General features: G+C 68.5%; 22 protein-coding genes. 15 read left to right on the forward strand and 7 right to left on the reverse strand.

Annotation, left to right across the window (positions count from 1 at the left end; translation table 11 throughout):
* Position 1 precedes the first annotated feature (1 nt).
* On the reverse strand, positions 2-2,140 hold the full coding sequence (locus H8R02_RS16590) for a hypothetical protein (RefSeq protein WP_187082569.1): 2,139 nt from the start codon (positions 2,138-2,140) through the stop codon (positions 2-4).
* A gap of 136 nt (positions 2,141-2,276) precedes the next feature.
* Positions 2,277-3,605: an isocitrate lyase gene (gene aceA / locus H8R02_RS16595; RefSeq protein ID WP_187082570.1), complete on the reverse strand. Its 1,329-nt coding sequence runs from the start codon at positions 3,603-3,605 to the stop codon at positions 2,277-2,279.
* Positions 3,606-3,856: 251 nt separating this feature from the next.
* Between aceA and H8R02_RS16600 the strand changes: the two genes are divergently transcribed.
* The 4 genes from H8R02_RS16600 (at position 3,857) to H8R02_RS16615 (ending at position 8,241) form a co-directional block, all read left to right on the forward strand.
* Positions 3,857-4,768 (forward strand): DMT family transporter, encoded by a 912-nt coding sequence (locus H8R02_RS16600; RefSeq protein WP_187082571.1) that lies wholly within the window; start codon positions 3,857-3,859, stop codon positions 4,766-4,768.
* A 181-nt stretch (positions 4,769-4,949) separates the two neighbouring features.
* Complete coding sequence (locus tag H8R02_RS16605) at positions 4,950-5,399, forward strand: SWIB/MDM2 domain-containing protein (RefSeq protein WP_187082572.1); 450 nt, start codon at positions 4,950-4,952, stop codon at positions 5,397-5,399.
* Positions 5,400-5,458: 59 nt separating this feature from the next.
* Positions 5,459-6,919, forward strand: coding sequence for a TldD/PmbA family protein (locus tag H8R02_RS16610; protein ID WP_435531277.1), 1,461 nt, complete (start codon positions 5,459-5,461; stop codon positions 6,917-6,919).
* On the forward strand, positions 6,916-8,241 hold the full coding sequence (locus H8R02_RS16615; protein WP_187082574.1) for a TldD/PmbA family protein: 1,326 nt from the start codon (positions 6,916-6,918) through the stop codon (positions 8,239-8,241). The genes H8R02_RS16610 and H8R02_RS16615 overlap by 4 nt, the downstream gene beginning before the upstream one ends.
* Here the strand turns inward: H8R02_RS16615 and H8R02_RS16620 are convergent.
* Positions 8,225-9,943 carry a thiamine pyrophosphate-binding protein gene (locus H8R02_RS16620; RefSeq protein WP_187082575.1) on the reverse strand — a complete coding sequence of 573 codons (1,719 nt, stop codon included), beginning with the start codon at positions 9,941-9,943 and terminating at the stop codon, positions 8,225-8,227. The two genes, H8R02_RS16615 and H8R02_RS16620, sit on opposite strands and share 17 nt — an antisense overlap.
* A gap of 43 nt (positions 9,944-9,986) precedes the next feature.
* Between H8R02_RS16620 and H8R02_RS16625 the strand changes: the two genes are divergently transcribed.
* The 8 genes from H8R02_RS16625 to H8R02_RS16660 all read left to right on the forward strand — a co-directional run bounded on the left by H8R02_RS16625 (position 9,987) and on the right by H8R02_RS16660 (position 17,434).
* Positions 9,987-10,613, forward strand: a complete 627-nt coding sequence (locus H8R02_RS16625; protein ID WP_187082576.1) for a TetR/AcrR family transcriptional regulator — start codon at positions 9,987-9,989, stop codon at positions 10,611-10,613.
* Between the two features lie 77 nt (positions 10,614-10,690).
* On the forward strand, positions 10,691-11,662 hold the full coding sequence (locus tag H8R02_RS16630) for a tripartite tricarboxylate transporter substrate binding protein (protein ID WP_187082577.1): 972 nt from the start codon (positions 10,691-10,693) through the stop codon (positions 11,660-11,662).
* A complete protein-coding gene (locus tag H8R02_RS16635; RefSeq protein WP_187082578.1) occupies positions 11,662-12,825 on the forward strand; it encodes a Gfo/Idh/MocA family protein in 1,164 nt (387 codons plus the stop codon). Before H8R02_RS16630 ends, H8R02_RS16635 begins: the two co-directional genes overlap by 1 nt.
* A gap of 2 nt (positions 12,826-12,827) precedes the next feature.
* Positions 12,828-14,012: a dihydrodipicolinate synthase family protein gene (locus H8R02_RS16640; protein ID WP_187082579.1), complete on the forward strand. Its 1,185-nt coding sequence runs from the start codon at positions 12,828-12,830 to the stop codon at positions 14,010-14,012.
* Positions 14,013-14,014: 2 nt separating this feature from the next.
* Complete coding sequence (locus H8R02_RS16645; protein WP_187082580.1) at positions 14,015-14,968, forward strand: Bug family tripartite tricarboxylate transporter substrate binding protein; 954 nt, start codon at positions 14,015-14,017, stop codon at positions 14,966-14,968.
* Positions 14,958-15,656 (forward strand): SDR family NAD(P)-dependent oxidoreductase, encoded by a 699-nt coding sequence (locus tag H8R02_RS16650; protein ID WP_187082581.1) that lies wholly within the window; start codon positions 14,958-14,960, stop codon positions 15,654-15,656. Before H8R02_RS16645 ends, H8R02_RS16650 begins: the two co-directional genes overlap by 11 nt.
* Before the next feature lie 4 nt (positions 15,657-15,660).
* Positions 15,661-16,551, forward strand: coding sequence for an NAD(P)-dependent oxidoreductase (locus H8R02_RS16655; protein WP_187082582.1), 891 nt, complete (start codon positions 15,661-15,663; stop codon positions 16,549-16,551).
* 4 nt (positions 16,552-16,555) lie between these two features.
* A complete protein-coding gene (locus tag H8R02_RS16660; RefSeq protein WP_187082583.1) occupies positions 16,556-17,434 on the forward strand; it encodes a sugar phosphate isomerase/epimerase family protein in 879 nt (292 codons plus the stop codon).
* Here H8R02_RS16660 and H8R02_RS16665 read toward each other — a convergent pair.
* Positions 17,431-17,967: a bactofilin family protein gene (locus tag H8R02_RS16665; RefSeq protein WP_187082584.1), complete on the reverse strand. Its 537-nt coding sequence runs from the start codon at positions 17,965-17,967 to the stop codon at positions 17,431-17,433. The genes H8R02_RS16660 and H8R02_RS16665 overlap by 4 nt on opposite strands.
* 123 nt (positions 17,968-18,090) lie before the next feature.
* On the opposite strand from H8R02_RS16665, the gene H8R02_RS16670 reads away from it, so the two are divergent.
* Positions 18,091-18,972: an aldo/keto reductase gene (locus H8R02_RS16670; RefSeq protein WP_187082585.1), complete on the forward strand. Its 882-nt coding sequence runs from the start codon at positions 18,091-18,093 to the stop codon at positions 18,970-18,972.
* Positions 18,973-19,027: 55 nt separating this feature from the next.
* A complete protein-coding gene (locus tag H8R02_RS16675; RefSeq protein ID WP_187082586.1) occupies positions 19,028-19,621 on the forward strand; it encodes a DUF6064 family protein in 594 nt (197 codons plus the stop codon).
* 6 nt (positions 19,622-19,627) lie between these two features.
* On the opposite strand, the gene H8R02_RS16680 is transcribed toward H8R02_RS16675, so the two are convergent.
* The 3 genes from H8R02_RS16680 to H8R02_RS16690 are packed head-to-tail and all read right to left on the reverse strand — an operon-like array spanning position 19,628 to position 22,601.
* The gene (locus tag H8R02_RS16680; RefSeq protein ID WP_187082587.1) at positions 19,628-20,185 is read right to left on the reverse strand and encodes a histidine phosphatase family protein; all 558 of its coding nucleotides are present in this window, start codon (positions 20,183-20,185) and stop codon (positions 19,628-19,630) included.
* A gap of 7 nt (positions 20,186-20,192) precedes the next feature.
* Entirely contained in the window at positions 20,193-20,939 is a 747-nt protein-coding gene (locus tag H8R02_RS16685) for a general secretion pathway protein GspB (RefSeq protein ID WP_187082588.1), read from the reverse strand.
* 6 nt (positions 20,940-20,945) lie between these two features.
* Complete coding sequence (locus H8R02_RS16690; RefSeq protein ID WP_187082589.1) at positions 20,946-22,601, reverse strand: ExeA family protein; 1,656 nt, start codon at positions 22,599-22,601, stop codon at positions 20,946-20,948.
* Positions 22,602-22,625: 24 nt separating this feature from the next.
* Between H8R02_RS16690 and H8R02_RS16695 the strand changes: the two genes are divergently transcribed.
* Complete coding sequence (locus tag H8R02_RS16695; RefSeq protein ID WP_187082590.1) at positions 22,626-23,135, forward strand: GNAT family N-acetyltransferase; 510 nt, start codon at positions 22,626-22,628, stop codon at positions 23,133-23,135.
* The last annotated feature ends 4 nt before the right edge of the window (positions 23,136-23,139 follow it).

Genomic DNA, 23,139 nt, shown 5'->3' on the forward strand with positions numbered 1-23,139 from the left:
GCTACGGCGCTTGAGCCGCCAGCGCACGCTCGAAAGTGTCCAGGCTCGCGAGAATGCGTGCGTCGCGGGGGTCGGCCTTGTCGAGCCCGTCGCGGACCAGCCGCAGCCGAGCCGGGTACGCCGTGTCCCCTTGGGCCAGATAGAGGTGCGGGCCATTCGGCTTCCGGTACGTCAGGAAGCCGCCGTCCTGCAAGTGGAGGTGGTCACGGCTCGTCGAAGGAACGAACATGTCGGCGTCCTTGCGCGTTGCGGCCTTGGTGTCCAGGCTCGCAAGGCGGGCCGCCTCCTTGAAAGTGTCGCGGATGGCGCGCCCGACCTGCGGCCCCCTGACCGGATGAAGCGGTTGGGGCGGCGTGGCCGCCTCGACGGCGGGAGCTGGCTGCTCGGTGGCAACGGGTGTCAGCTTCGACTCGGCCAAGACCGGCTTCGTCAATCCGTCCAGCATGCCGGAGGCGCTGCGCAGTTGGCGTTGCGGTTCATCACTGGCGGTGCGCAGCGCGTCCTGCACGAGCTTGGCCATGGTCGCCCGGTCCATGCCCAGGCTCTTGATCCAGCGCTCGCGAACGTTCTGGCTGCCCGCGGTGCATTCGTAGACGGCGCACACGATGCCCGCCGCACGCGCGACGCCTGCGCCGCCATCGGCCGACGCGATTTCCGCGACGCATTCGTCACGCAACTCGCCGAGGAGGAGTGTTGCCGCCTCCCGGTCGTGGCCGACATCGGCGAGCAGTTCGCGAGTTTCGTTGGCGACCTGGCGCGGGTCACGGGAGTCTGGCGATGCAGCGATGGTGGCGGCATCGGTGCGCGTCACGACGGCCTTGTCGATCGGGGCCGGCACGCGGCCTGCGCGGCCAGTGGCCTCCTCGCGCCCTTTTCGGGCACTGAGGCGCTTTTTCCACCTGCGACTGCCGTCGCCCGCGTCTGGCAACCGCATCGTCGCTGCGCGCGTGCACCGCCGCGGATACACGCACACGCCGAGGCGCAGGGCAACCGCAAGCGCGAGCACGGAGGCCAGCGCGAGCGGCGCCCGGGGGGTCATGGCCTCGTCGGGTGCAGCCTCATGGCGCTGCGTACCGGGTTTCTCGAGCCCGGGCACCCTGAAGGGCCGCAGGGCGCCCGGCGTGCCGTGACACAGGACTTGCCCACCCACCCGGCCCGCGAGCTCCTCCAGTGCGTCGCCTTCCGAGCCGGGCGCAACGAGGAGCATGTACTTGTCCTCGACCAGGGGCAGCCGGATGACCGAAAGCCCCAGGTCCTCATAGTGGCTCACCAGTTCCAGCAGGATTTCCTTTTCCTGGTCTTCCAGGACGATCCCCGCCGAACCGTCGCGGGCGTTCAGGTCCTGCGCGAAAAGGTCGTGGTTTGGCGCGAGGAGTTCGTCGCGCCGTGGATCTTGCTTCCAGTCAGGGTCAGGCGAGTCGAAGTCCTGCCATGCAAAACGCAGGCGGCCGGGCTTGGGAATCGAGCAGGTCAGCAGGCGCGCGTCCGCGCAGATCACCGCACGCCCCTGCCCCAATGCGGTGGCGGGCGGGTGTGCAGTGGTGACGTCGATCGAAAACAGGCCGAGCTCCCCTGGCTCCAGGCTGCGGATGAGGTCGACAAACCGCCGGTGCGCGTCGGTGCCCGCTTGCACTCCGGCATCGACGTCGGCCGCGAGCTCCGAAGCGAGCGGTGCAAGGTCTTCCGCTGTCGAGAGGCGCTCCTGCCACCAGTGGTCCCACGCGGCATCGGTCCAAAGGACCTGCCTGTATTCGACCGGAACCCCCGGCGCACGCCTCGCTCCCGCAAGGACCTGGTCCAGGGTCTCCATGTTGAGCGACTGAGGGAAGTACTGGGCAACCTGGAGGTGCTGGAAGTTCGCCCTTCGGAAGAGCAGCTCCGAAGCGTCTTCGAGAGGGCGGCCCGCGTCGGCGCGGCCGAACAGCAAAGTCAGCAGTGCTGTTCGCATCAGCCCGGCGAGGCTCGCGCCACCGGTGCGTTGCGCGAGGCTGGGCGCCTGCCCTTCGGGGGCCGGTTGCGTGTGCTCGAGAGTCCTGCGTGGCCCCGCGGTGGCCGTGCACTTGTCCGGCTCCGGCTGCCGGCCGGGCCCCACGTGGATGATGCAAGGACGCCCGGCCCCACCTTGCTCGACGCTGCTCATTTTCTGCCTCCGAAATGGCAGTTGAGTGCGTCCACGACGGACCGCGTTCCCGCGGCGCGGCATACGTGCGGATGCCAAAGAGGAAAAGCCCCGCAGGCGGGGCTTTTCATCGGCAGCGGCCCTCAGGCCGCGGCCGTCACGCAGCCTTCTTGTGGTCGTCGAAGAACTGCTCGTCCTCGGTGGAGCCCTTCAGTGCCGCCGTGGAGGACTGCGCCTCGATCGTGGTGGTGACCGCGTCGAAGTACCCCGTGCCCACCTCGCGCTGGTGCTTCACCGCGGTGAAGCCCTTGTCGGCCGCCGCGAACTCCTTTTGCTGGAGTTCCACGAACGCGCTCATGTTGTTGCGCGCGTAGCCGTACGCCAGGTCGAACATCGAGTAGTTCAGGCTGTGGAAGCCCGCCAGCGTGATGAACTGGAACTTGTAGCCCATGGCGCCCAGCTCCTTCTGGAACTTGGCGATGGTGGCGTCGTCGAGGTTCTTCTTCCAGTTGAACGACGGCGAGCAGTTGTAGGCCAGCAGCTTGCCGGGGAATTTGGCATGGATGGCATCGGCGAAGTCCTTGGCGAACTTCAGGTCCGGCGTGCCCGTCTCGCACCAGATCAGGTCGGCGTACTCGGCATAGGCGAGGCCGCGGCTCACGGCCTGGTCGAAGCCCTTCTTCGTGCGGTAGAAGCCTTCCACCGTGCGCTCGCCGGTGCAGAAGGGCTGGTCGATCGGGTCGACGTCGCTGGTCACCAGGTCGGCCGCTTCCGCGTCGGTGCGGGCCAGCAGGATCGTGGGCGTGCCCATCACGTCGGCCGCGAGGCGCGCGGCGACGAGCTTGGCCACCGCTTCACGCGTGGGCACCAGCACCTTGCCGCCCATGTGGCCGCACTTCTTGACCGAAGCGAGCTGGTCCTCGAAGTGAACGCCGGCGGCGCCCGCCTCGATCATGGCCTTCATCAGCTCGAAGGCGTTGAGCACGCCGCCGAAGCCGGCTTCCGCGTCCGCCACGATGGGCGCGAAGTAGTCCACGTAGCCCTCGTCGCCGGGGCCCTTGCCCTCCTGCCACTGGATCTGGTCGGCGCGCTGGAACGTCGCGTTGATCTTCTTCACCACCTTCGGCACGGAGTCCACGCTGTAGAGCGACTGGTCGGGGTACATCTCGCCGTTGCTGTTGGCGTCGCCCGCCACCTGCCAGCCGGAGAGGTAGATGCCCTTGAGCCCGGCCTTGACCTGCTGCATGGCCTGGTTGCCCGTGAGCGCACCCAGCGTGTTGACGAAGGGCTCGGTGTTGATCAGGTTCCACAGCTTCTCGGCGCCGCGCTTGGCCAGCGTGTGCTCGATGGCGAGCGAGCCGCGCAGCTTGACCACGTCGGCGGCGCTGTAGCCGCGCTTGATGCCCTTCCAGCGGGGGTTCTCCGCCCAGTCCTTCTCGAGCTGGGCGATCTGCTGTTCGCGGGTGAGGTGGGTCCAGTTCGTCATCTGCTTTTCTCCGGGTAGTGATGGTTGCGCGATGAATGAACTTTAAGTCTTGTAGAAGACCTTGTGGGCCTCTTGTGTCTTATACAAGACTAAAAATATTTCTGTTGTGCGACAGCGACTTACGCGCCTCATTTCGTCATGCGGTAAACAATTTCTCGGATTGAGAAAAATTGCGGCGATGCACCAAGCTGGAATCCCGCATTGCGAAACGATTTGCGCGTTTTGTGAAATGGCATGATCCGCCCGCACCCATGACCACGCCGAGCCGCCCCCTCGCCTATGCATGCCTCGCGCTCAGCATGTCCCTCGTGGGCAGCTACGTCGCGCTCTCCAAGCCGCTCGCGGCGGCCATCCCCGTCTTCCTGCTCGCGTGGCTGCGCTTCGGCCTCGGCGGCCTGGCGATGCTGCACTGGCTGCGCAAGCCGGCCAACGAGCCGCCGATGACGCCGCGCACGAGGAAGCTGCTGTTCCTCGAATCCTTCCTAGGCAACTTCCTGTTCTCGATCTGCATGCTGTTCGGCGTGAGCATGACCAGTGCCGTGTCGGCCGGCGTCATCATGGCGGCGATCCCTGCCGTCGTGGCGCTCCTGAGCTGGGCCTTCCTTCGCGAGCACATCGCGCCGCGCGTGTGGGCCGCCATCGCGTGCGCGGCGGGTGGCATCGGGCTGCTGGCGGCAGGCAAGCCGCACGAGGGCAGTGCGGCGAGCACCACGCCGATGCCGTGGCTGGGCAACCTGCTCGTGTTCGGCGCGGTGGTCTGCGAGGCGAGCTACGCCGTCATCGGCAAGAAGCTCACCGGCGCGCTCGGCCCCAAGCGCATCACTTCGCTCATCAACGTTTGGGGCTTCCTGCTGGTCACGCCGCTGGGGCTGTGGCAGGCGCTCAGCTTCGATTTCTCCTCGGTGGGCGCGGGCGTGTGGGTGCTGCTGGCCTTCTACTCGCTGGCCGCCAGCGTGTGGACGGTGTGGCTCTGGATGACCGGGTTGAAGGCCGTGCCCGCCTCGCAAGGCGGTGTTTTCACCGTGATGCTGCCCGTTTCCGCTGCTGTGGTGGGCGTCGTTGCCCTCGGGGAAACGCTCTCGCTCGTGCAGTTCATCGCCTTCGCGCTGGCCCTCGCGGGCGTGCTGCTCGCGACGATTTCCCCTGTGCGCACGCCACGTTGAGAGCGTTTGCTCTCGAAGAACGTGACCTCTCCAGAGGAGAAAGCGCATCGAAAAAGCGACAGCTCCCAATGAAAAAGAGCGTTTTTCCCTTGGAGACGCGCTTTTTTCCCATTAGCATCCGCAGTGCCAGTGAGAGTGCAGTTCCGCTGGTGGTCACATCAACTTCTAGAAGGAAATGAAAATGGCAACTGCGAAGAAAGCGGCGAAGAAAGCTCCCGCGAAGAAGGCCCCGGCCAAGAAGGCCGCGGCGAAGAAGGCCCCGGCGAAGAAGGCCCCGGCGAAGAAGGCCGCACCGGCCAAGAAGGCCGCGGCGAAGAAGGCCCCCGCCAAGAAGGCGGCGCCGGCGAAGAAGGCGGCTGCGAAGAAGGCCCCGGCCAAGAAGCGCACCCCGAACGCGGCGTTCATGAAGCCCCTGACCCCCGATGCCGCGCTGGCCGCCGTCGTGGGCAGCAGCCCGCTGCCCCGCACGGAAATCGTCAGCAAGCTGTGGGCCTACATCAAGAAGAACAAGCTGCAGGACAACGTCAACAAGCGCATGGTCAATGCGGACGAGAAGCTGCGCGGCCTGTTCGGCAAGGCCCAGGTCTCGATGTTCGAGATGGCCGGCCTGATCGGCAAGCACGTGAAGTAAGCTCTCCTGCAGAGCACTTCGAAGGGCCGGGTCACACCGGCCCTTTTCGTTTGGTGGAGGTGGTGGTGGAATCGATCGAAGAACTGGCCCGCAGGGCCGCGCCCGCGTGCGACTCGTGGTCCGTGCGCGCGCTGGAAGAGCGCTCCGAGCAGCTGTGCGTGCGGCAGGACGTCGCCGAGGCCCCTGCGCGGGCCCAGGACCGCGGCGCGATGGTGTCGGTGGTAAAGAGTGGTGCGCTGGGCTACGCGGCCACCAGCGACCTTTCCGAGGGCGGGTTGCGGGCTGCCTTCGCGCACGCCCTCGCCGTCGCGAAGGCCGCCGCCGGCCGCTCGCTCATTGACTACCGCGAGGCCGAACCCGTGGCTACTCGCGCCCGGTGGGCGTCCCCCAACGAGAAGCCGGTGGAGACGATGCCGCTGGCCGAGCGCTTCACCCTCCTGCGCGAAGTTTGCGCCAGCGCAAAGGTCGGCGATTCCATCGTCGAGCGCACGGCCACCCTGTGGTCGATCCACACCGAGCAGCAGATCGTCACGTCCGCCGGCGGCTGCATCGACCAGGTCTGGGACCAGCTCATCCCGAACGTGAAGGTGGTCGCCAGCGCCAACGGCGACACGCAGACGCGCTCCTCGGCCGGCCAGTACAACGGCTTCTGCCGCCAGGGCGGGCTGGAGGTGCTGGAAGTTGCTGGTTTCCTGGAGGATGGGCCGCGCGTGGCACGCGAGGCGATCGAGCTCGTTCATGCCCCCAACTGCCCCACCGGCGAGATGGACCTGCTGCTCATGCCCGACCAGATGATGCTGCAGATCCACGAAAGCATCGGCCACCCGCTGGAGCTGGACCGCATCCTCGGCGACGAGCGCAACTTCGCCGGCACCAGCTTCGTCACGCTCGACATGTTCGGCAAGTTCCAGTACGGCAGCCCGCTGCTGAACGTCACCTACGCACCGGACGTGCATGCGCAGTTCGCCAGCTTCGGCTACGACGACGACGGCACGCCGGCCGAACGGCGGCACCTCATCAAGGACGGCATCCTCGTGCGGCCGTTGGGCGGCACGCTGTCGCAGTTGCGCGCACGGAAGCTGCGGCCGGACATCGAGGGCGTTGCGACGTCGCGCGCGGTGGGATGGAACCGCCCGCCGATCGACCGCATGAGCAACCTCAACATCGAGCCCGGCACCTCGAAGCTCGACGACATGATCGCGAGCATCGGGCACGGCGTGATGATGAAGACCAACTCGTCCTGGAGCATCGACGACTCGCGCAACAAGTTCCAGTTCGGCTGCGAGTGGGGCCGCATGATCCGCGGCGGCAAGCTCGCGGAGGTCGTGAAGCGGCCCAACTACCGCGGGATCTCGTCGTCCTTCTGGCGCTCGCTGTCGATGGTGGGCGACGCGAGCACGTTCAAGGTGATGGGCACGCCGTTCTGCGGCAAGGGCGAGCCTTCGCAGGTGATCCGCGTGGGGCATGCATCGCCTGCGTGCAAGTTCGACCGCGTGGCGGTGTTCGGGGGTGGCGCATGAGGGCCGAAGACTTCGACAAGCTGGCCGCTGCTGTGTGCCAGCCGCCTGCGGGGACCGACCTCGTGAGCCTGGCGTATTCCGCCGAATCGACGGAGTTCATCCGCTTCAACCATGCGCAGGTGCGGCAGGCCATGCACGTGGACCAGCACTACGCGACATTGGGCGTTGTCGCCGGCACGCGGCGTGCGACGAGCACCGTCTCGCTCTCCGGTCACTTCGAAGACGACGCCCGGCGCCTGCGCGAAGAGTGCACCGTGCTTGCCCGCGACCTGCCCTTCGTGCCGGAGGACCCGCACCTGCTGCTGCCGGACAAGGTGGAGTCCACGCACCACACCGCCAGCGGCACCCTGCCCTCGCAGCGCGAAGTCGTCGACGCGGTCGCTCGCCATGCAGGCGCCGCAGACCTCGTGGGCCTCTATGCGGGCGGCCCGGTCACCCGCGCCTACGCCGACAGCCGCGGCCAGCGCAACTGGCACCGCGTGGAGAGCTTCCACTTCGACTGGTCGCTGTACCTGCGCGAAGACCAGGCGGTGAAGACGCCCTATGCCGGCACCGTATGGGAAGAGCCCGCCTTCGCCTCGCGCGTCGAGCAGGCGCGCGAGCGGCTCGTGCTGCTCGAGCGGCCGCGCAAGACGCTGCCGCCCGGCGAATACCGCGCGTTCTTCACGCCCGGCGCCACCGCCGACCTGCTGGGCATCCTCGGCTGGGGCGGCTTCTCGCAGCGCGCGCTGCGCACCGGCGTGAGCACGCTGCAGAAGCTGCACAAGGGCGAAGCGCTCTTCAGCCCGCAGCTCACGCTGACCGAAGCGGTGGCGGACGGCGTCGCACCGCGCTTCCAGATGGACGGCTTCGTGAAGCCCGCTTCGGTGCCGCTCGTGGCCGAGGGCCGCGCGGCCGGCACGCTCGTGAGCGCGCGCAGCTCGCGCGAATACGGCGTCGCCGCCAACGGCGCGAACGCGATGGAAGCGCCCGAGTCGCTCGACGTCGCGCCCGGCAAGCTGCCCATCGCCGACGCGTTGAAAGCTCTCGACACGGGCGTCTACGTGAGCAACGTGCACTACCTCAACTACAGCGATCGCGCCTCCTGCCGCATCACCGGCATGACGCGCTTCGCGTGCTTCTGGGTCGAGAAGGGCGAACTCGTGGCGCCCATCAACGTCATGCGCTTCGACGACTCGCTGCTGCGGATGTTCGGCGAAGGCCTGATCGCGCTCACCGACCAGGCCGAGCTGTCGCCCGACCCGCGCACCTGGGGCTCGCGCCAGCTGCGCGGCGTGACGGCGCCCGGCGCGCTGGTCGACGGCTTCAGGCTGACTTTGTAGCCTTCAGCGCGTTCTGGCGAATGCCGGAGAGCGTGCCGCGCGTCGTGAGCACCTCGGGGTCGAGCATGACCTCGATCACCGTGCCGTTCTTGCGCTCCAGCGCGGCCTTGAACTCGGCCTCGAACTGCTCCGTCTTCGTGATGCGCACACCCGCATAGCCGTACGCACGCGCCAGCGCGACGAAGTCGGGGTTGGCCAGCTCGGTGCCGTGCACGCGCTCGGGGTACTCGCGCTCCTGGTGCATGCGGATCGTGCCGTACATGCCGTTGTTCAGCAGCAGCACGATGCTCTTGCCGCCGTGCTGTGACGCGGTCGCAAGCTCCTGCCCCGTCATCAGGAAGTCGCCGTCGCCCGCGATGGTGAATGCCGTGCGGCCCGACGCGATGTTCGCGCCGATCGCCGCCGGCACGCCGTAGCCCATCGCGCCGCTCGTGGGCGCGAGTTGCGTCTTGTGGCCCTTGGCGAGGCCGTGGTGGCGGTGGAAGCGATGGATCCACGACGCGAAGTTGCCCGCGCCGTTGGTGAGCACCGCGTCCTGCGGCAGCAGCCGCGAGATCGTCTCGACGATCGCCGGCATGTCGATGTCGCCCGGCAGCTTCTGCGGCTCGAGGTTGGCGATGTAGTCGGCGTTGGCAGCCGCTGTCCATTCCGCCCATGGCACCTCGGGCGGCGCCGTCAGCACTTCGAGCGAACGCGCAGCGGCATTCATCGTCGCGTTGATCGCGAGGTCCGCGAGGTAGACGCGGTTCAGTTCTTCCGCGCTCGCATGGATGTGGATGAGCTTTTGCTGCGATTTCGGCGGCTTGAGCAGCGTGTAGCCGCTCGTGGTCATCTCGCCCAGGCGCGGGCCGATGGCGAGGATGAGGTCCGCTTCCTTGATGCGCGCCGCGAGCTTCGGGTTGGGGCCGATGCCCACGTCACCCGCGTACTGCGGATGGTGGTTGTCGAAGGTGTCCTGGAAGCGGAACGCATTGCCCACCGGCAGCTTCCAGTTCTCGGCGAAGCGCTGCAGCGCCTGCGCCGACTGCGGCGTCCAGCCGCCGCCGCCGGCAATCACGAAGGGCTTCTTCGCGGCGAGCAGCATCTCGCGCAGCTGGCGCAGCGCGCCGGGGTCGCTCCATGCTTCCACCGCCTCCACGCGCGGCAACGGTCGCGCGGAAGTCTCCTGCGTGAGCATGTCCTCGGGCAGCACGAGCACCACCGGGCCCGGGCGCCCGTTCATCGCGGTCGCGAACGCACGCGAGACGTATTCGGGGATGCGGTTCGGGTCGTCGATGCGCTCGACGCGCTTGGCCATGCCCTTGGTACTCGGCCCGAAGAACACGGCGTAGTCCACCTCCTGGAACGCCTCGCGGTCCCGCTGGTCGCTCGCCACGTCGCCGACGAACAGCACCATCGGCGTCGAATCCTGGAAAGCCGTGTGCACGCCGATCGAGGCGTTCGTGGCACCCGGCCCGCGCGTGACGAAGCAGATGCCCGGCCGGTTGGTCATCTTGCCCACCGCCTCGGCCATGAAGGCCGCGCCGCCCTCCTGCCGGTTGATCACGAACCGGATCTTGTCGCGGTACGCATGGAAGCCGTCGAGCACCGCGAGAAAACTCTCGCCGGGCACGCCGAACGCGTGCGTGACGCCCTGCGCCACGAGGCATTCGACGATGAGGTGACCTGCGATCTGGGAAGGTGTGGAAGGCAACGAGTCCATGGGGTGCTTGACTTAATTAACTGCTCGGTGAATTATCCGGGCCATGGAAGAACGACAGCGCGACGCCGACCGTTCGCAGGCTGCCATCCTAGCAGCGGCCCGCGACGAATTCGCGGAGCACGGGCTGGGCGGCGCCCGGGTGGACCGCATCGCCGAACGCGCGGGCCTGAACAAGCGGCTCCTCTACTACTACTTCGACGACAAGGAGAAGCTGTTCCAGGCGGTCCTGGAGCAGACCTACCGCGACATCCGCGACCGCGAGCGCGAGCTGCACCTCGAGGACCTGCCGCCCGCCGACGCGGTGAAGCGCCTCGTCGAGTTCACCTGGAACTACTACCTCGAGCACCCCGAGTTCCTCACGCTGCTCAACAGCGCCAACCTGCACCGCGCCCGCCACCTGCAAGGCAGCAAGCGGGCGCGCGAGCTGAACTCGCCGCTGATCGAAACGCTGGCGCACGTGCTGGAGCGCGGCCGCAAGGAAGGGGTGTTCCGCGGCGGCGTGGACCCCGTGCAGCTGTACGTGTCCATCGCGGGCCTGTCGTACTTCTACCTCTCGAACAACCACACCCTGTCGGCCATCTTCGGCCGCGACCTGCTGGCGCCCAAGGCCCGCAGCGAACGGCTGTCGCACATGACCGACGTGATCCTCGGCTACCTGCTCGCCCCCTGAGCGACGGGTGTGCTTGACCTGCCCGGATTTTTCCCCATAATTCACCAACCAGTTAATTAACCCTGGAGACAAGACCGATGCCCCAGCTGTTTCGCCGCACCCTCGTCGCCGCCGCCCTCCTCGCCCCGCTCGCCGTTCTCGCGCAGGCCGGCTACCCCAACAAGCCGATCAAGGTGATCGTGCCCTTCGCGGCCGGCAGCACCACGGACATCATCGCGCGCGCCATCACGGACAAGATGTCGCAGAGCCTGGGCCAGCAGCTCGTCGTGGAAAACCGCGCCGGTGCCAGCGGCACCATCGGCCAGCAGGCCGTCGCCACCGCGGCGCCGGACGGCTACACGATCATGGTCCACAGCTCGTCGCACACGGTCAGCCCGCACACGTTCGCCAAGCTGCCGTTCGACACCGAGAAGGACTTCGTCGGCATCACGCCGATCTCGTCCACGCCAAACGTGCTGGTGATCTCGCCCACGAAGAACATCAAGACGCTGCAGGATCTGCTGGCCTACGGCAAGGCCAACCCCGGCAAGCTGAACTTCGCGTCGGCCGGCCAGGGCAGCGCCACGCACCTCAATGCCGAGAAGTTCAAGCTCGCCGCGAAGATCGACGCGCAGAACATCCCGTTCAAGGGCTCCGCCGAAGCGGTGACCGAAGTGGTCGCCGGCCGCGTCGACTACTACTTCTCGCCCATCGCGCCCGTCGTCGGGCAGATCAAGAACGGGCAGCTGCTGCCGCTGGCCGTCGGCTCGCCGCGCCGTGCCGCTGCGCTGCCGCAAGTGCCGACGACCGCCGAGGCGGGCGTGCCCGGCTCCGAGTTCAACTTCTGGATCGGCATGATGGCCCCGGCGAAGACGCCGAAGGAGGTCGTGAACCGCCTGAACGAGGAAGTGGTGAAGGCGCTGAACACGCCGGAAGTGAAGGAGCGTTTCGCGGCGCTCGGCGCCGATGCCTGGACGCTGAAGCCCGAGCAGTTCGACGCGTACATCCGTGATGAGATCAAGAGCAACGGACCGCTCGTGAAGGCCGCCGGCCTGGAGGTGCACAAGTAATGGCTACGCAACGTCTCGGGATCATCATGCACGGCGTCACGGGGCGCATGGGCATGAACCAGCACCTCATCCGCTCCATCGTCGCCATCCGCAAGCAAGGCGGCGTCACGCTCTCCAACGGCGACAAGGTGATGCCGGACCCGATCCTCATCGGCCGCAACGCCGACAAGATCGCGGCTCTTGCCAAAGAGCACGGCATCGAGCGCTGCGGCACCGACCTCGACAAGGCGCTGGACAACCAGCAGGACACGATCTTCTTCGACGCGGGCACGACGCAGATGCGCCCCACGTTGCTCGCGAAGGCGATCCGCGCCGGCAAGCACGTGTACTGCGAGAAGCCGATCGCGACCAACCTGAACGAAGCGGTGGAGATCGCGCGGCTCGCGCAGAAGTCCGGCGTCAAGCACGGCGCCGTGCAGGACAAGCTGTTCCTGCCCGGCCTGCGCAAGCTGGACATGCTGCGCCGCGCCGGCTTCTTCGGCCGCATGCTGTCGCTGCGCCTGGAGTTCGGCTACTGGGTGTTCGAGGGCGACCTGCAGCCAATCCAGCGCCCCAGCTGGAACTACCGCGCGGAGGAAGGCGGCGGCATGATCCTGGACATGATGTGCCACTGGCGCTACGTGCTGGACAACCTGTTCGGCGAAGTGAAATCGATCACCTGCCTCGGCGCCACTCACATCCCGCAGCGCTGGGACGAAGCGGGCAAGCCCTACAAGGCGACGGCCGATGACGCCGCGTATGCAACCGCAGAACTCGTCGGCTTCGACGGCGAACCCATCGTCGCGCAGCTCACCATGTCGTGGGCCACGCGCGTGCGGCGCGACGACCTCGTCACGTTCCATGTCGACGGCACGCACGGCTCCGCGGTGGCCACACTCACCGAGTGCCGCGCCCAGAGCCGCGTGGCGACGCCGCGCCCGGTCTGGAACCCGGAAGTGAAGCAGCCGATGAACTTCTTCGACCAGTGGCAGGAAGTGCCCGACACGCAGTTCTACGACAACGGCTTCAAGATCCAGTGGGAACACTTCATCCGCCACGTGGTCGAGAACGAGCCTTACAAGTGGACGCTGCCCGAGGGCGCCAAGGGCGTGCAGCTGGTGGAAGCCGCGCTGCAAAGCTGGAAAGAGCGGCGCTGGGTGGACGTGCCGAAGCTGGAGATCTGACCATGGCGCTGACGCTGAAGCTCCCCACCGCCGGTGGCGCGATCGAGCAGTACGCACTGCGCGGCACGCAACCGGTGCAGCCTGCGAAGGGCATCACCTTCAACCGGATCGCGTACTCCGCTGCACACGTCGTCGCCGACCCGCGCGCCGCGATCGACCCATGGCTGCAATGCGCCGTCGACTGGGACGCGACCATCGCGTACCGCCGGCGCCTCTGGTCGATGGGCCTCGGCGTTGCCGAAGCGATGGACACCGCGCAGCGCGGCATGGGCCTGGACTGGCCGACCTCGCTCGAGCTGATCCGCCGCTCGCTCGATGCGGCGCGCGATGTGCCCGGCGCGATCGTGGCCAGCGGCTGCGGCACCGACCACCTCGCGCCCGAAGACGCCAAGAGCGTGGACGACGTGGTCCGCGCCTACGAAGAGCAGATGGCCGCCATCGAGAAACTCGGCGGCAAGCTGATCGTGATGGCCAGCCGCGCACTGGCCCGCGTCGCGAAATCGCCCGCCGACTACGAGAAGGTCTACGGCCGCATCCTGTCGCAGGCGAAGCAGCCGGTGGTGCTGCACTGGCTCGGCGACATGTTCGACCCCGCCCTCGCCGGCTACTGGGGTTCGAAGGACGTGGACGCCGCCATGGACACCGCGCTGGGCATCATTGCCGCGCACGCGAACAAGGTCGACGGCATCAAGATCTCCCTGCTCGACAAGGACAAGGAGATTGCGATGCGCCGCCGCCTGCCCGCCGGCGTGCGCATGTACACCGGCGACGACTTCAACTACGCCGAGCTGATCGCCGGCGACGGCTTCGGCACCGAGCCCACGCACGGCAAGAGCGACGCGCTGCTGGGCATCTTCGACGCCATCGCGCCCGCTGCGAGCGCCGCACTCGGCGAACTCGCCCGCGGCAACCTCGACCGCTTCCACGCGATCCTCGGCCCCACGGTGCCGCTGTCGCGCCACATCTTCGCGGCGCCCACTCGCTTCTACAAGACGGGCGTGGTGTTCATGGCCTGGCTCAATGGCCACCAGTCGCACTTCACGATGGTGGGCGGCCAGCAGAGCACGCGCAGCCTCGCCCACTTCGCCGAGCTGTTCCGCCTGGCCGACGCCGCCAACCTGCTCGAGAAGCCCGAGCTGGCCGTGCGCCGCATGCAGACCCTTCTGGCCCTTCACGGCGTGGAGTGACGATGTTCAAGCAGCTTGTTCTCGCCGCGGCACTCGCCGCCGCCGCCCTCGCCGCGCATGCGCAGGCTTACCCTGCGCGCCCCGTGAAGGTGATCATCCCCTTCCCGCCGGGCGGCACGCTCGACACGCTGGGCCGCAGCGTCGCGCAGAAGCTCGCGGACCAGCTGGGCCAGCCCTTCGTGGTGGAGAACAAGCCGGGCGGCAACGGCACCATCGGCGCCGACGCGGTCGCCAAGGCACAGGCCGACGGCTACACGCTGCTGTTCAACGCGTCCACGTTCGTGACCGCGCCGATGACGATGAAGTCGGTGCCCTACGCCGTGACGCGCGACTTCGCGCCGGTGGCGCTGGTCGCCAAGGCGCCGCTCTCGGTGGCGATCAACAAGAACCTGCCCGTCACCGACATCAAGTCGCTCGTGGCGTATGCAAAGGCGAACCCCGGCAAGGTGACGTTCGCCGTCGGCTCCATCGGTTCGGCCGGCCACCTCGCCACCGAGCTGCTGAAGAAGTTCGCCGGGATCGACTACCTCGTCGTGCCGTACAAGGGCACGGCGCCCGCGTTCCAGGACCTGATCGGCGGCCAGATCGCCGGCTTCATCGACCCCATCCTCGGCTCGCTGCAGTACCACAAGAGCGGCATGCTGCGCGTCGTCGCCGTCACCTCCGACAAGCGCGCGCCCAACCTGCCCGAAGTAGCGACGGTGGGCGAGACGCTGCCGGGCTACGAGTTCTACAGCTGGTACGGCCTGTGGGCGCCGGCGAAGACGCCCGCCGACATCGTGCAGAAACTCAACGCCGAAGTGAACAAGGCCATCGCGGCGGAGATCCGCGACAAGTTCAGCGCGCAGGGGCTGGCGTTCGCGCCCGGCTCGGTGGATGATTTCGCGAAATTCCAGGCGGCCGACATGGCGCGTTCGCAGAAGATCATCACCGAGGGCAACATCCGTGTCGAATGAGGTCGCGCCGCTTGCACTGGTGACGGGCACGAGCTCGGGCATCGGGCAGGCGGTGGCGTCCGCGCTGCTCGAAGCGGGCTGGCGCGTCACGGGCGTGGACATCGCACCCGCGACGCTGCGGCACGAGCGCTTTCGCGCGGTCGAGGCCGACCTCTGCGACGCCCGCGTCGTCGATGAACTGAAGGTCGAAGGCGTGCCGCAGGCCGTCGTGCACGCCGCGGGCATCCTGCGCGCCGCACCCCTGGGCGAACTCACGGCGGCCGACGGCGAAGCGATGTGGCGGCTGCACGTGCAGGCGGCCACGCGGCTTGCGAACCGTCTGCTGCCCTTGATGGCCGAAGCCGGACGCGGGCGCATGGTGCTGGTGGCAAGCCGTGTCGCGCGCGGCATAGCCGGGCGTAGCCAGTACGCGGCGACCAAGGCGGCCATGATCTCGCTGGCGCGCAGCTGGGCCGCCGAGGTCGTGACGCGCGGCGTGACGGTCAACGTCGTCTCTCCCGGCGCCACGCGCACCGGCATGATGACCGACCCTTCGCGCGGCAAGTCGTCGCCGCGCCTGCCGCCGATCGGCCGCTTCATCGAGCCGGAAGAAGTGGCCGCGCTCGTGGCCTTCCTGCTTTCGCCCGCGGCCGCCGCCATCACCGGGCAGGACATCCAGATCTGCGGCGGCGGCTCGCTGCCGGCCTGACACCATGAACGACTCCCATCCCATCGGCCTCGTCGGCCTGGGCCTCGTCGGCCAGGCGCTGGGCAAGCGCCTGCTGCAGGCAGGCTTTGCCGTGCGCGGCTTCGACCTGCGCGCGGAAGCGCGCGACGCGTTCGCGGCCCGCGGCGGCACCGCCTGCGCGACCGTGCGCGAAGTCGGCGCGCAATGCGAAACCGTGGTGCTCGCCGTCTTCGAAACGCGCGACGTGCAGGGCATCGTTGCCGACCCGGGCGGCTTGCTCGCGCCCGGTAGTGCCGTGCAATGCCTGGTCGATTGCTCCACCGGCGACCCCGAACAACTCGTTGCGCTTGCGTCGCAATTGCGCGAGCGGGACATCCGTTTCATCGAAGCGCCCCTGTCCGGCGCCAGCACGCAGATCGAAGCGGGCGAGGCCACGCAGTTGCTGGGCGGGGCGGCCATCGACATCCGCGAGCGCACGGCCCTCTTCGACGCGCTCTCGCGCCGCCGCATCCACGTGGGCCCCGCCGGCATGGCGGCCAAGGCGAAGCTCGCGACCAACCTCGTGCTCGGCCTGAACCGCGCGGTGCTGGCCGAAGGCTTCGCCTACGCGGAGACGCTGGGCATTTCGCCGGCGATGTTCCTGGAACTGGTGCTCGCGACGCCGGCCCGCTCCGCAGCAGCGGAGGTGAAGGGCCCGATGATGGTCTCCGGCGATTTCGCGCCGCAGTCGCGCATCCGCCAGCACCTGAAGGACGTGGACCTGATGCTCGCGAGCGCGCGCGCCGCGGGCCAGCCGCTGCCGCTGTCCGAAACCCATGCCTCGCTGATGCGCCGCGCGGTAGAGTCGGGCGACGGCGACCTCGACAATGCCGCCATCGTGCGCCAGTGGCGCCGCGAGCGGACCCCACCCAACTGAACACATGCGCGACTTCTCGCAAGACCACCGCTGGCTCTCCATCAACACCGCCACCGTGCGCAAGAGCCGCGGCGTGGAGGTGCCGCTGCCGGACATCATCGAAGCCTGCGTGAAGCGCGGCATCCGCGCGATCTCGCCGTGGCGCGACCAGGTGGCAGCCGTGGGCCTGTCCAAGGTTTCGAAGCTGGTGAAGGCACACGGCCTCGAACTCTCCGGCTACTGCCGCGGCGGCATGTTCACCGCCACGGACGAGGCCGGTTTGAAAGCCGCGCACGAGGACAACCGCCGCGCGGTCGATGAAGCCTTCGAGCTCGGCGCGAAGTGCCTCGTGCTGGTGGTCGGCGGCCTGCCCGGCGCGCTGCAAGGCAAGGCGGCGCACAAGAACATCGCCCTTGCACGCGCGCAGGTGGACGAGGGCATCGAGCGGACGCTGGAGTACGCGCGCGCCGCCCGCATGCCGCTGGCGATCGAGCCGCTGCACCCGATGTACGCGGCCGACCGCGCGTGCGTGAACACGATGGAGCAGGCACTCGACATCTGCGAGCGTCTCGACCCGGGGCGCACCGGCACGATCGGTGTCGCCGTCGATGTCTACCACGTGTGGTGGGACCCACGGCTCGAGCAGCAGATCGCGCGTGCCGGCAAGCTTCGCCTGCTCGCCTTCCACGTGTGCGACTGGCTCACGCCCACCACCGACCTGCTCAACGACCGCGGCATGATGGGCGACGGCGTCATCGACATCCGCAGGATCCGCGGCTGGGTCGAGGCGCAGGGCTTCGAGGGCTACAGCGAAGTCGAGATCTTCTCCACCGGCAACTGGTGGCAGCGCGAAGCGGGCGAGACGCTCGATACCTGCATCGAGCGCCACAAGACTGCTGTTTAACCCACCGAGGTATTGCGCATCGCCAGCAGCGGCTGCTGGCGGCCGCCCTGCGTGCCGGACTCGATCTCGCCGGAAAGCTGGCCGCCCTTCTCCACCTCCATCTCGCCGTAGCGCACGCGCCCCCTGACCTTGCCCGTGCTGTAGATCACGAGTTTCTTGCGCACGGTGAGGTCGCCGTCGAACTGGCCGCGGATTTCAGCGATGTCGATCTCGGCCGAGCCCTTGAAGGCACCGCGCTCGGAGATCTGGATCACGCGCGAGTCCATCGTCGCTTCCACCGAGCCCTCCACGACCAGCGTGTCGCAGTCCTTGATCTCGCCCTTGAGCTTGATGTTGGGGCCGATCGTGAGCTTGCTCTCGCCTTCCGCCACGGGCGCGGGGGACGAAGCCGCCGCGGGTTGCGGTGCGGGCTGCTGCTGCGCGGGGGCCTGTTGCGGCTGCTGCACCGCCTGCGCGTTCGGCGACAGCGCGTTGCGCAGCTGCGTGGCCTCGGACTCGCGCTTGTTGTTGAAGAAGGGGGATTGCAGTGCCATTGAATCGGTCCTCTGAGGGGTTGCGTTGGGAGCTGCCGATGCTACGCAGGCAGGCGCATACAAGTTCATCCGCACGCGCAAGTTGCGTAACACGGCACAACAGCGCGGTGCTACGCTGGCGCGATGCGACGCCGTGCTTTTTTCGTGCTGGCTGCCGCCGCGGCTTCGACGACGGCGCGCGCGCAGCCGCTCATGCGCGCGATCCCTTCGACGGGTGAGCAACTCCCCGCCATCGGGCTGGGCAGCTGGATCACGTTCAACGTCGGGCGCGATGCGAAGGCGCGCGCCGAATGCGTGCAGGTGATGCGCGAGTTCTTCGCGGCCGGTGGGCGCATGATCGACTCGTCGCCCATGTACGGGTCTTCGCAAGGCGTGATCGGCGAGGGGCTTGCCGCGCTCGGTGCGCAGCAGCGTGTGTTCTCCGCCGAGAAGGTGTGGACTTCCGGCGACGGCATGGCGCAGCTCGCGCAGACGCGCGCCGAGTGGATGCTGCCGCGCTTCGACCTGCTGCAGGTGCACAACCTCGTCGCGTGGGAAAAGCAGCTGCCGCTGCTCTTCGCGATGAAGGCGCGCAAGGAGCTGCGCTATGTGGGCATCACCACGTCCGAAGGCCGGCGGCATGGCGAGGTGGAGCGCATCATGCGCGCGCACCCGCTCGACTTCGTGCAACTCACTTACAACCTCGTCGACCGCTCCGCCGAGGAGCGCCTGCTGCCGCTCGCGCGCGAGCGCGGCATTGCGGTGATCGTCAACCGCCCCTTCGATGAAGGCGCGCTGCTGCGCAAGCTGCAGCGCCACCCGCTGCCGGCGTGGGCGCGCGACATCGATTGCGCCAACTGGGCGCAGTTCGCGCTGAAGTACTGCATCTCGCACCCGGCCGTGACCTGCGCGATCCCGGCCACGAGCCAGCCTGCGCACCTGCGCGAGAACATGGGCGCGCTGAATGGGCGCATGCCTGACGAGGCGATGCGCAAGCGCATGGCGGCGCACCTTGCAACGTTATGAGGCGCCGGACCGCCCCAAGCCGAATGCCGCAGCCCGTGAGGGCGGAGGCTTTCGAATGACGGAGTGGTGGACCTACCGGCTGCACAGTTTCCTGATGTTCTCGCCCAGGACGTACTGGCGCACGGTGGAGAACTACAACGCCGAGACCTGGCCCGCGCATGCGATCGCGGTGCTGGGCGCTGTCTCGGTGATGCTGCTTACGCATCGCAGGCAGGCGCCGCGCGTGCTGGCGCTGTTGCTGGCGGTTGCGTGGCTGTGGGTCGCGTGGGCTTTCCTGTGGCAGCGCTATTCGCCCATCTTTCTCGGCGGCCCGTGGCTGGCGGCCGCGTTTGCGATGCAGGGCATTGCGTTGCTTTACGTGGCGATCTTCGGGCCGCGGCCGGCCGAGGAAGGGATGGTGATGCGCTCGAGCCTTGCGACTGTTCTCGTCTACTTTGGCCTGATGGTGGTACCCGTCGCGACCGCGCTCGTCACGCCGGCGCGCGTGCATCTGTTCGGCACCATGCCGGACCCGACCGCGCTCACGACGCTCGGTGTCATCGTCGCAGGCGCGCTGCCGGCGAGTCGCCGCGCGCGGCGATGGCTCGCGGTCGTCCCGGTGCTGGCCTTGCTTGCAGGTGGCCTGACCTGGTGGGCGCTGCTCGAATGACCCGGGTCAGTTCCCGACGGTGATTCGACCCGCGAGCTTGAAGCCGCCGCCGGCCTGCGGCGTCAGCACCACCATCTCGCCTTGCGCCGGCTGCACGCCCGTGAGCGCATACACGGTGGAGCCGTGCGTGAACATGATGGTGTTGCCTTGTGCGGGCACGCGTGCCACGAGTGGCTTGAGTTGCGCGACCTGCTTTGCCTCCTGCTCGCGGCGGCCGAACAGGTTGCCGAGCGCGGCTTCGGTGCGGCCTTCGCGGCCGACTGCAATGCGTGCCGTTTCCCTGCACCGGCACCACGGGCTGGACAACACTTCGCCGACGACGATGTTGTGCGCTCGCAATGCGTCGCCCAGTCGTTTCGCTTCGGCGCGGCCTTCGTCGGACAGGTTGCGTTGCGTCGAGCAGTCGTCCAGCTTCATCCCTTCGGGGTCGCCGACGCCGGGCGTTGTGCTTGCGTGACGCACGAGTACGACCTGTCCTCCGCGCTTGAGCAGGTTCCACGTTGCTTCATCGGCGTGTGTCACGCCGGGCAGCAGCATGGCGATGGCGAGCAGCAGCGCTTTCATGCCGGCATCAGAACGGTACGGCCACCCGCATGCCGCGAACGCGTACGACAGCGGACTTCGGCCGGATCTGTTCCAGCACGACCCCGGGCGCGATCTCCGCACCTTCGCCAACCACGAGACCGCTGACGATCAGCATCCGCTGCGCAGGATTGTCCGAGTACACGCCGCCGCTGATCGCGAGCCGTTGCACCTCAGGCGGCGCTTCCGCCATCGACAGGATGCGTTCGCTCGCGGCGGATGCCGGTGCGACCGTTGCAGACGCTGCCGGGGCGGCTTTCGCGACGGCGGAAGCAGGCGCTGCCTTGGCAACGGCGGCCGCGGCCGGCGCCTTGGCGACGGCTGCAGGAGGCGCGGCAGGCATCGGCGGCGGCGGCGGTTGAAGAACCGTTGCAGGCGCGGGCGCAGCGACAGGCGCAGGCGCGGGCGCAACGACGGGCGCAGGCGCGGGCGCAGGCGCAGTCGCCGCAGGGCCGCCCACGGCGGCGGGCGCCGGAAGCGTTGGCGGCGGAGCCATCGGGACAGCGGCGGGCGCAGGTGCAGCAGCAAGCGGGCTCGGCGCAGCAGCAGGCCGCCACAACGCAGCACCCACCGCAATCGCCACCAGCGCAACAGCTGCCGCGATCACCGCAGGCCGCTGCCAGACCGGCTTCTCGTCCGCAGGCAACGGCCGCACCGGCTGCGCATGGATGCCGCGCGCCGGATCGCGCTCGCGTTCGGCGTCGGCCCGGCGCAATGCATCGAGGATGTAGGACATGGACGTTCAGGGTTCCGTGCGCAGCCGCGGTTCGTCGACCCCGGCTGCGCGATTGAGTTGCATGATGGTCAGCGGCCCGGGTTTGCCGTCGGCAGGCAGCCCCTGCGCGACCTGGAACGCGCGCACGTCGGCTTTCAGCGCCGGCGTCAACGCTGCGGGCTTCTTCGGTGCCGGCCGGCTCTTGGCCTTCGCCAGTTGCTCGGCGACCCAGTCGACCACGGCGCCCTTCGCGCCATCCTCGACCACACCGCCGCCATAACCTTCTGGTGCGCGCCAGAGCGTGCCGAAGTCGCCTTGCCAGCGGTCCGCCAACGCAGCAAGCGTCACGGTCTGCTCGCTGCCGGCGGCGCGCAGCGTCGCGCTCGTGTCGGTCAGCCCTGTCAGCACGGCGTACGAAGGCTGGCCGGTCGCGACATCGAGCATCACGATACCGGGGCGCCCCAATTGCCGGATGACCGGCAGGCTGAGCGCGCGCGTGAAGCACTGCACCTGCTGCTTCTGCAGCGCATCGCAGGGGTCGCCCGAGCCACCGGGGTCCAGCTTCCACGCCTGCGCAAGCTCGCGCCACGCGGCGTTCTCGTCGCGCAGCAGCTTAGGCACGGCCGCGCTCGACGCAGGGCGCAGCGGGGTGGCGGACGCAAGCGCAGCGGGGCTCGCAAGGGGGGCGCCGGCAGCACCCGGTGCTCCCGTCGAAGCGCCGCTCGCCGGCCGCGGCGTCAGCACCGCGGAGGGCTTCAACGCCGGCGCATCGTGCTCCTGCACCCGCTTGACGGCCGCCAGCAAGCCGGCCCCGCCGACCGACAGCACCGCAATCGCGGCGACGAGCTTCGCCATGCTGCGCTTGGGCGCGGGCACTTCCTCGAACACTTCGCTCGCCGCCTTGTCCACGATCGGCCGGTCCACCGTGGCCACGCCACTCGCGTAGGCGCCCAGCAGCGCGCGGTCGCACAGCAGGTTGATCTTGCGCGGCACACCACCCGTCAAGCGATGGATGCGCGCCAGCGCCCCCCGGTCGAACGGCAGCGGCCGCTGCAGCCCGCACACCTCCATGCGATGGCGGATGTACTGCACGGTCTCCGCCTCGCTCAGCGCCTGCAGGTGATAGCGCGCGATCACGCGCTGCGCGAGCTGCTCCAGCTCCGGCCGCGCGAGCATCGTGCGCAGCTCGGGCTGGCCCACCAGGATGATCTGCAGCAGCTTGCGCTCGCTGGTCTCCAGGTTGGTCAGCAGGCGCAACTGCTCCAGCACGTCGGCCGAGAGGTTCTGCGCCTCGTCGATCACCAGCACGTTGTTGCGGCCCGCCGCGTGCGCCTGCAGCAGGAACGCGTTGAGCGGGTCGAGGTAGTCCTTCACGGTGCCGCCGCGCGGCACGGCGATGCCGAACTCGTGGCACACCGTCTCCAGCAGCTCGCTCACCGTGAGCTTGGGGTTGAAGATGTACGCGAGGTTGCAGTTCTCGGGCACCTGGTCGATGAAGCAGCGGCACACCGTCGTCTTGCCGGTGCCGATCTCGCCGGTCAGCAGCACGAAGCCGCCTCCGCCGCCCAGCCCATAGAGCAGGTGCGCCAGCGCCTCGCGGTGCCGCTCGCTCATGAACAGCAGGCGCGGGTCCGGCGCGATGGAGAACGGCTCCTTTTTCAGCCCGAAATAAGAGGCGTACATGGCCGGAAGGATAACAATGCGGGGATGCAGCTTCCCGGAGACCCCCGCATCGTCACGCCCCGGCTCCTCCTGCGCCTCGTGCGCGGCGACGACCTGCCCGCCCTGCTGCGGGCCAACGGCGACCCCGAAGTCACCCGCTACCTGCCCTACGAGACCTGGGCCGGACCCGACGACGCGGTGGCCTGGTACGCCCGCATGGAGGGCCGCCGCGAGCGCAGCGAGGCGCTGCAGTTCGTGCTGGAGCGCACGGCCGACCGCGTGGTGATCGGCAGCGCCCTGCTCTTCAACTTCGACGAGGACCGCGCCAGCGGCGACGTGGGCTACCTGCTCGCGCGCGAATACTGGGGCCACGGCTACATGGCCGAGGCGGTGGAGGCGCTGGTCGCGTTCGCGCGGGACACGCTGCGCCTGCGCGAGCTCAAGGCCGTGATCGAGACGCCGAACACGGCATCCGCCAAGCTCGTCATGCGGCTGGGGTTCGTGCCCGTCGCCACCGCCGACGGGCTGGACACCTGGCAGCTCACCATCGGGTAGCCCC

It is taken from the genome of Ramlibacter albus (assembly GCF_014297445.1).
GTDB lineage: Bacteria > Pseudomonadota > Gammaproteobacteria > Burkholderiales > Burkholderiaceae_C > Ramlibacter > Ramlibacter albus.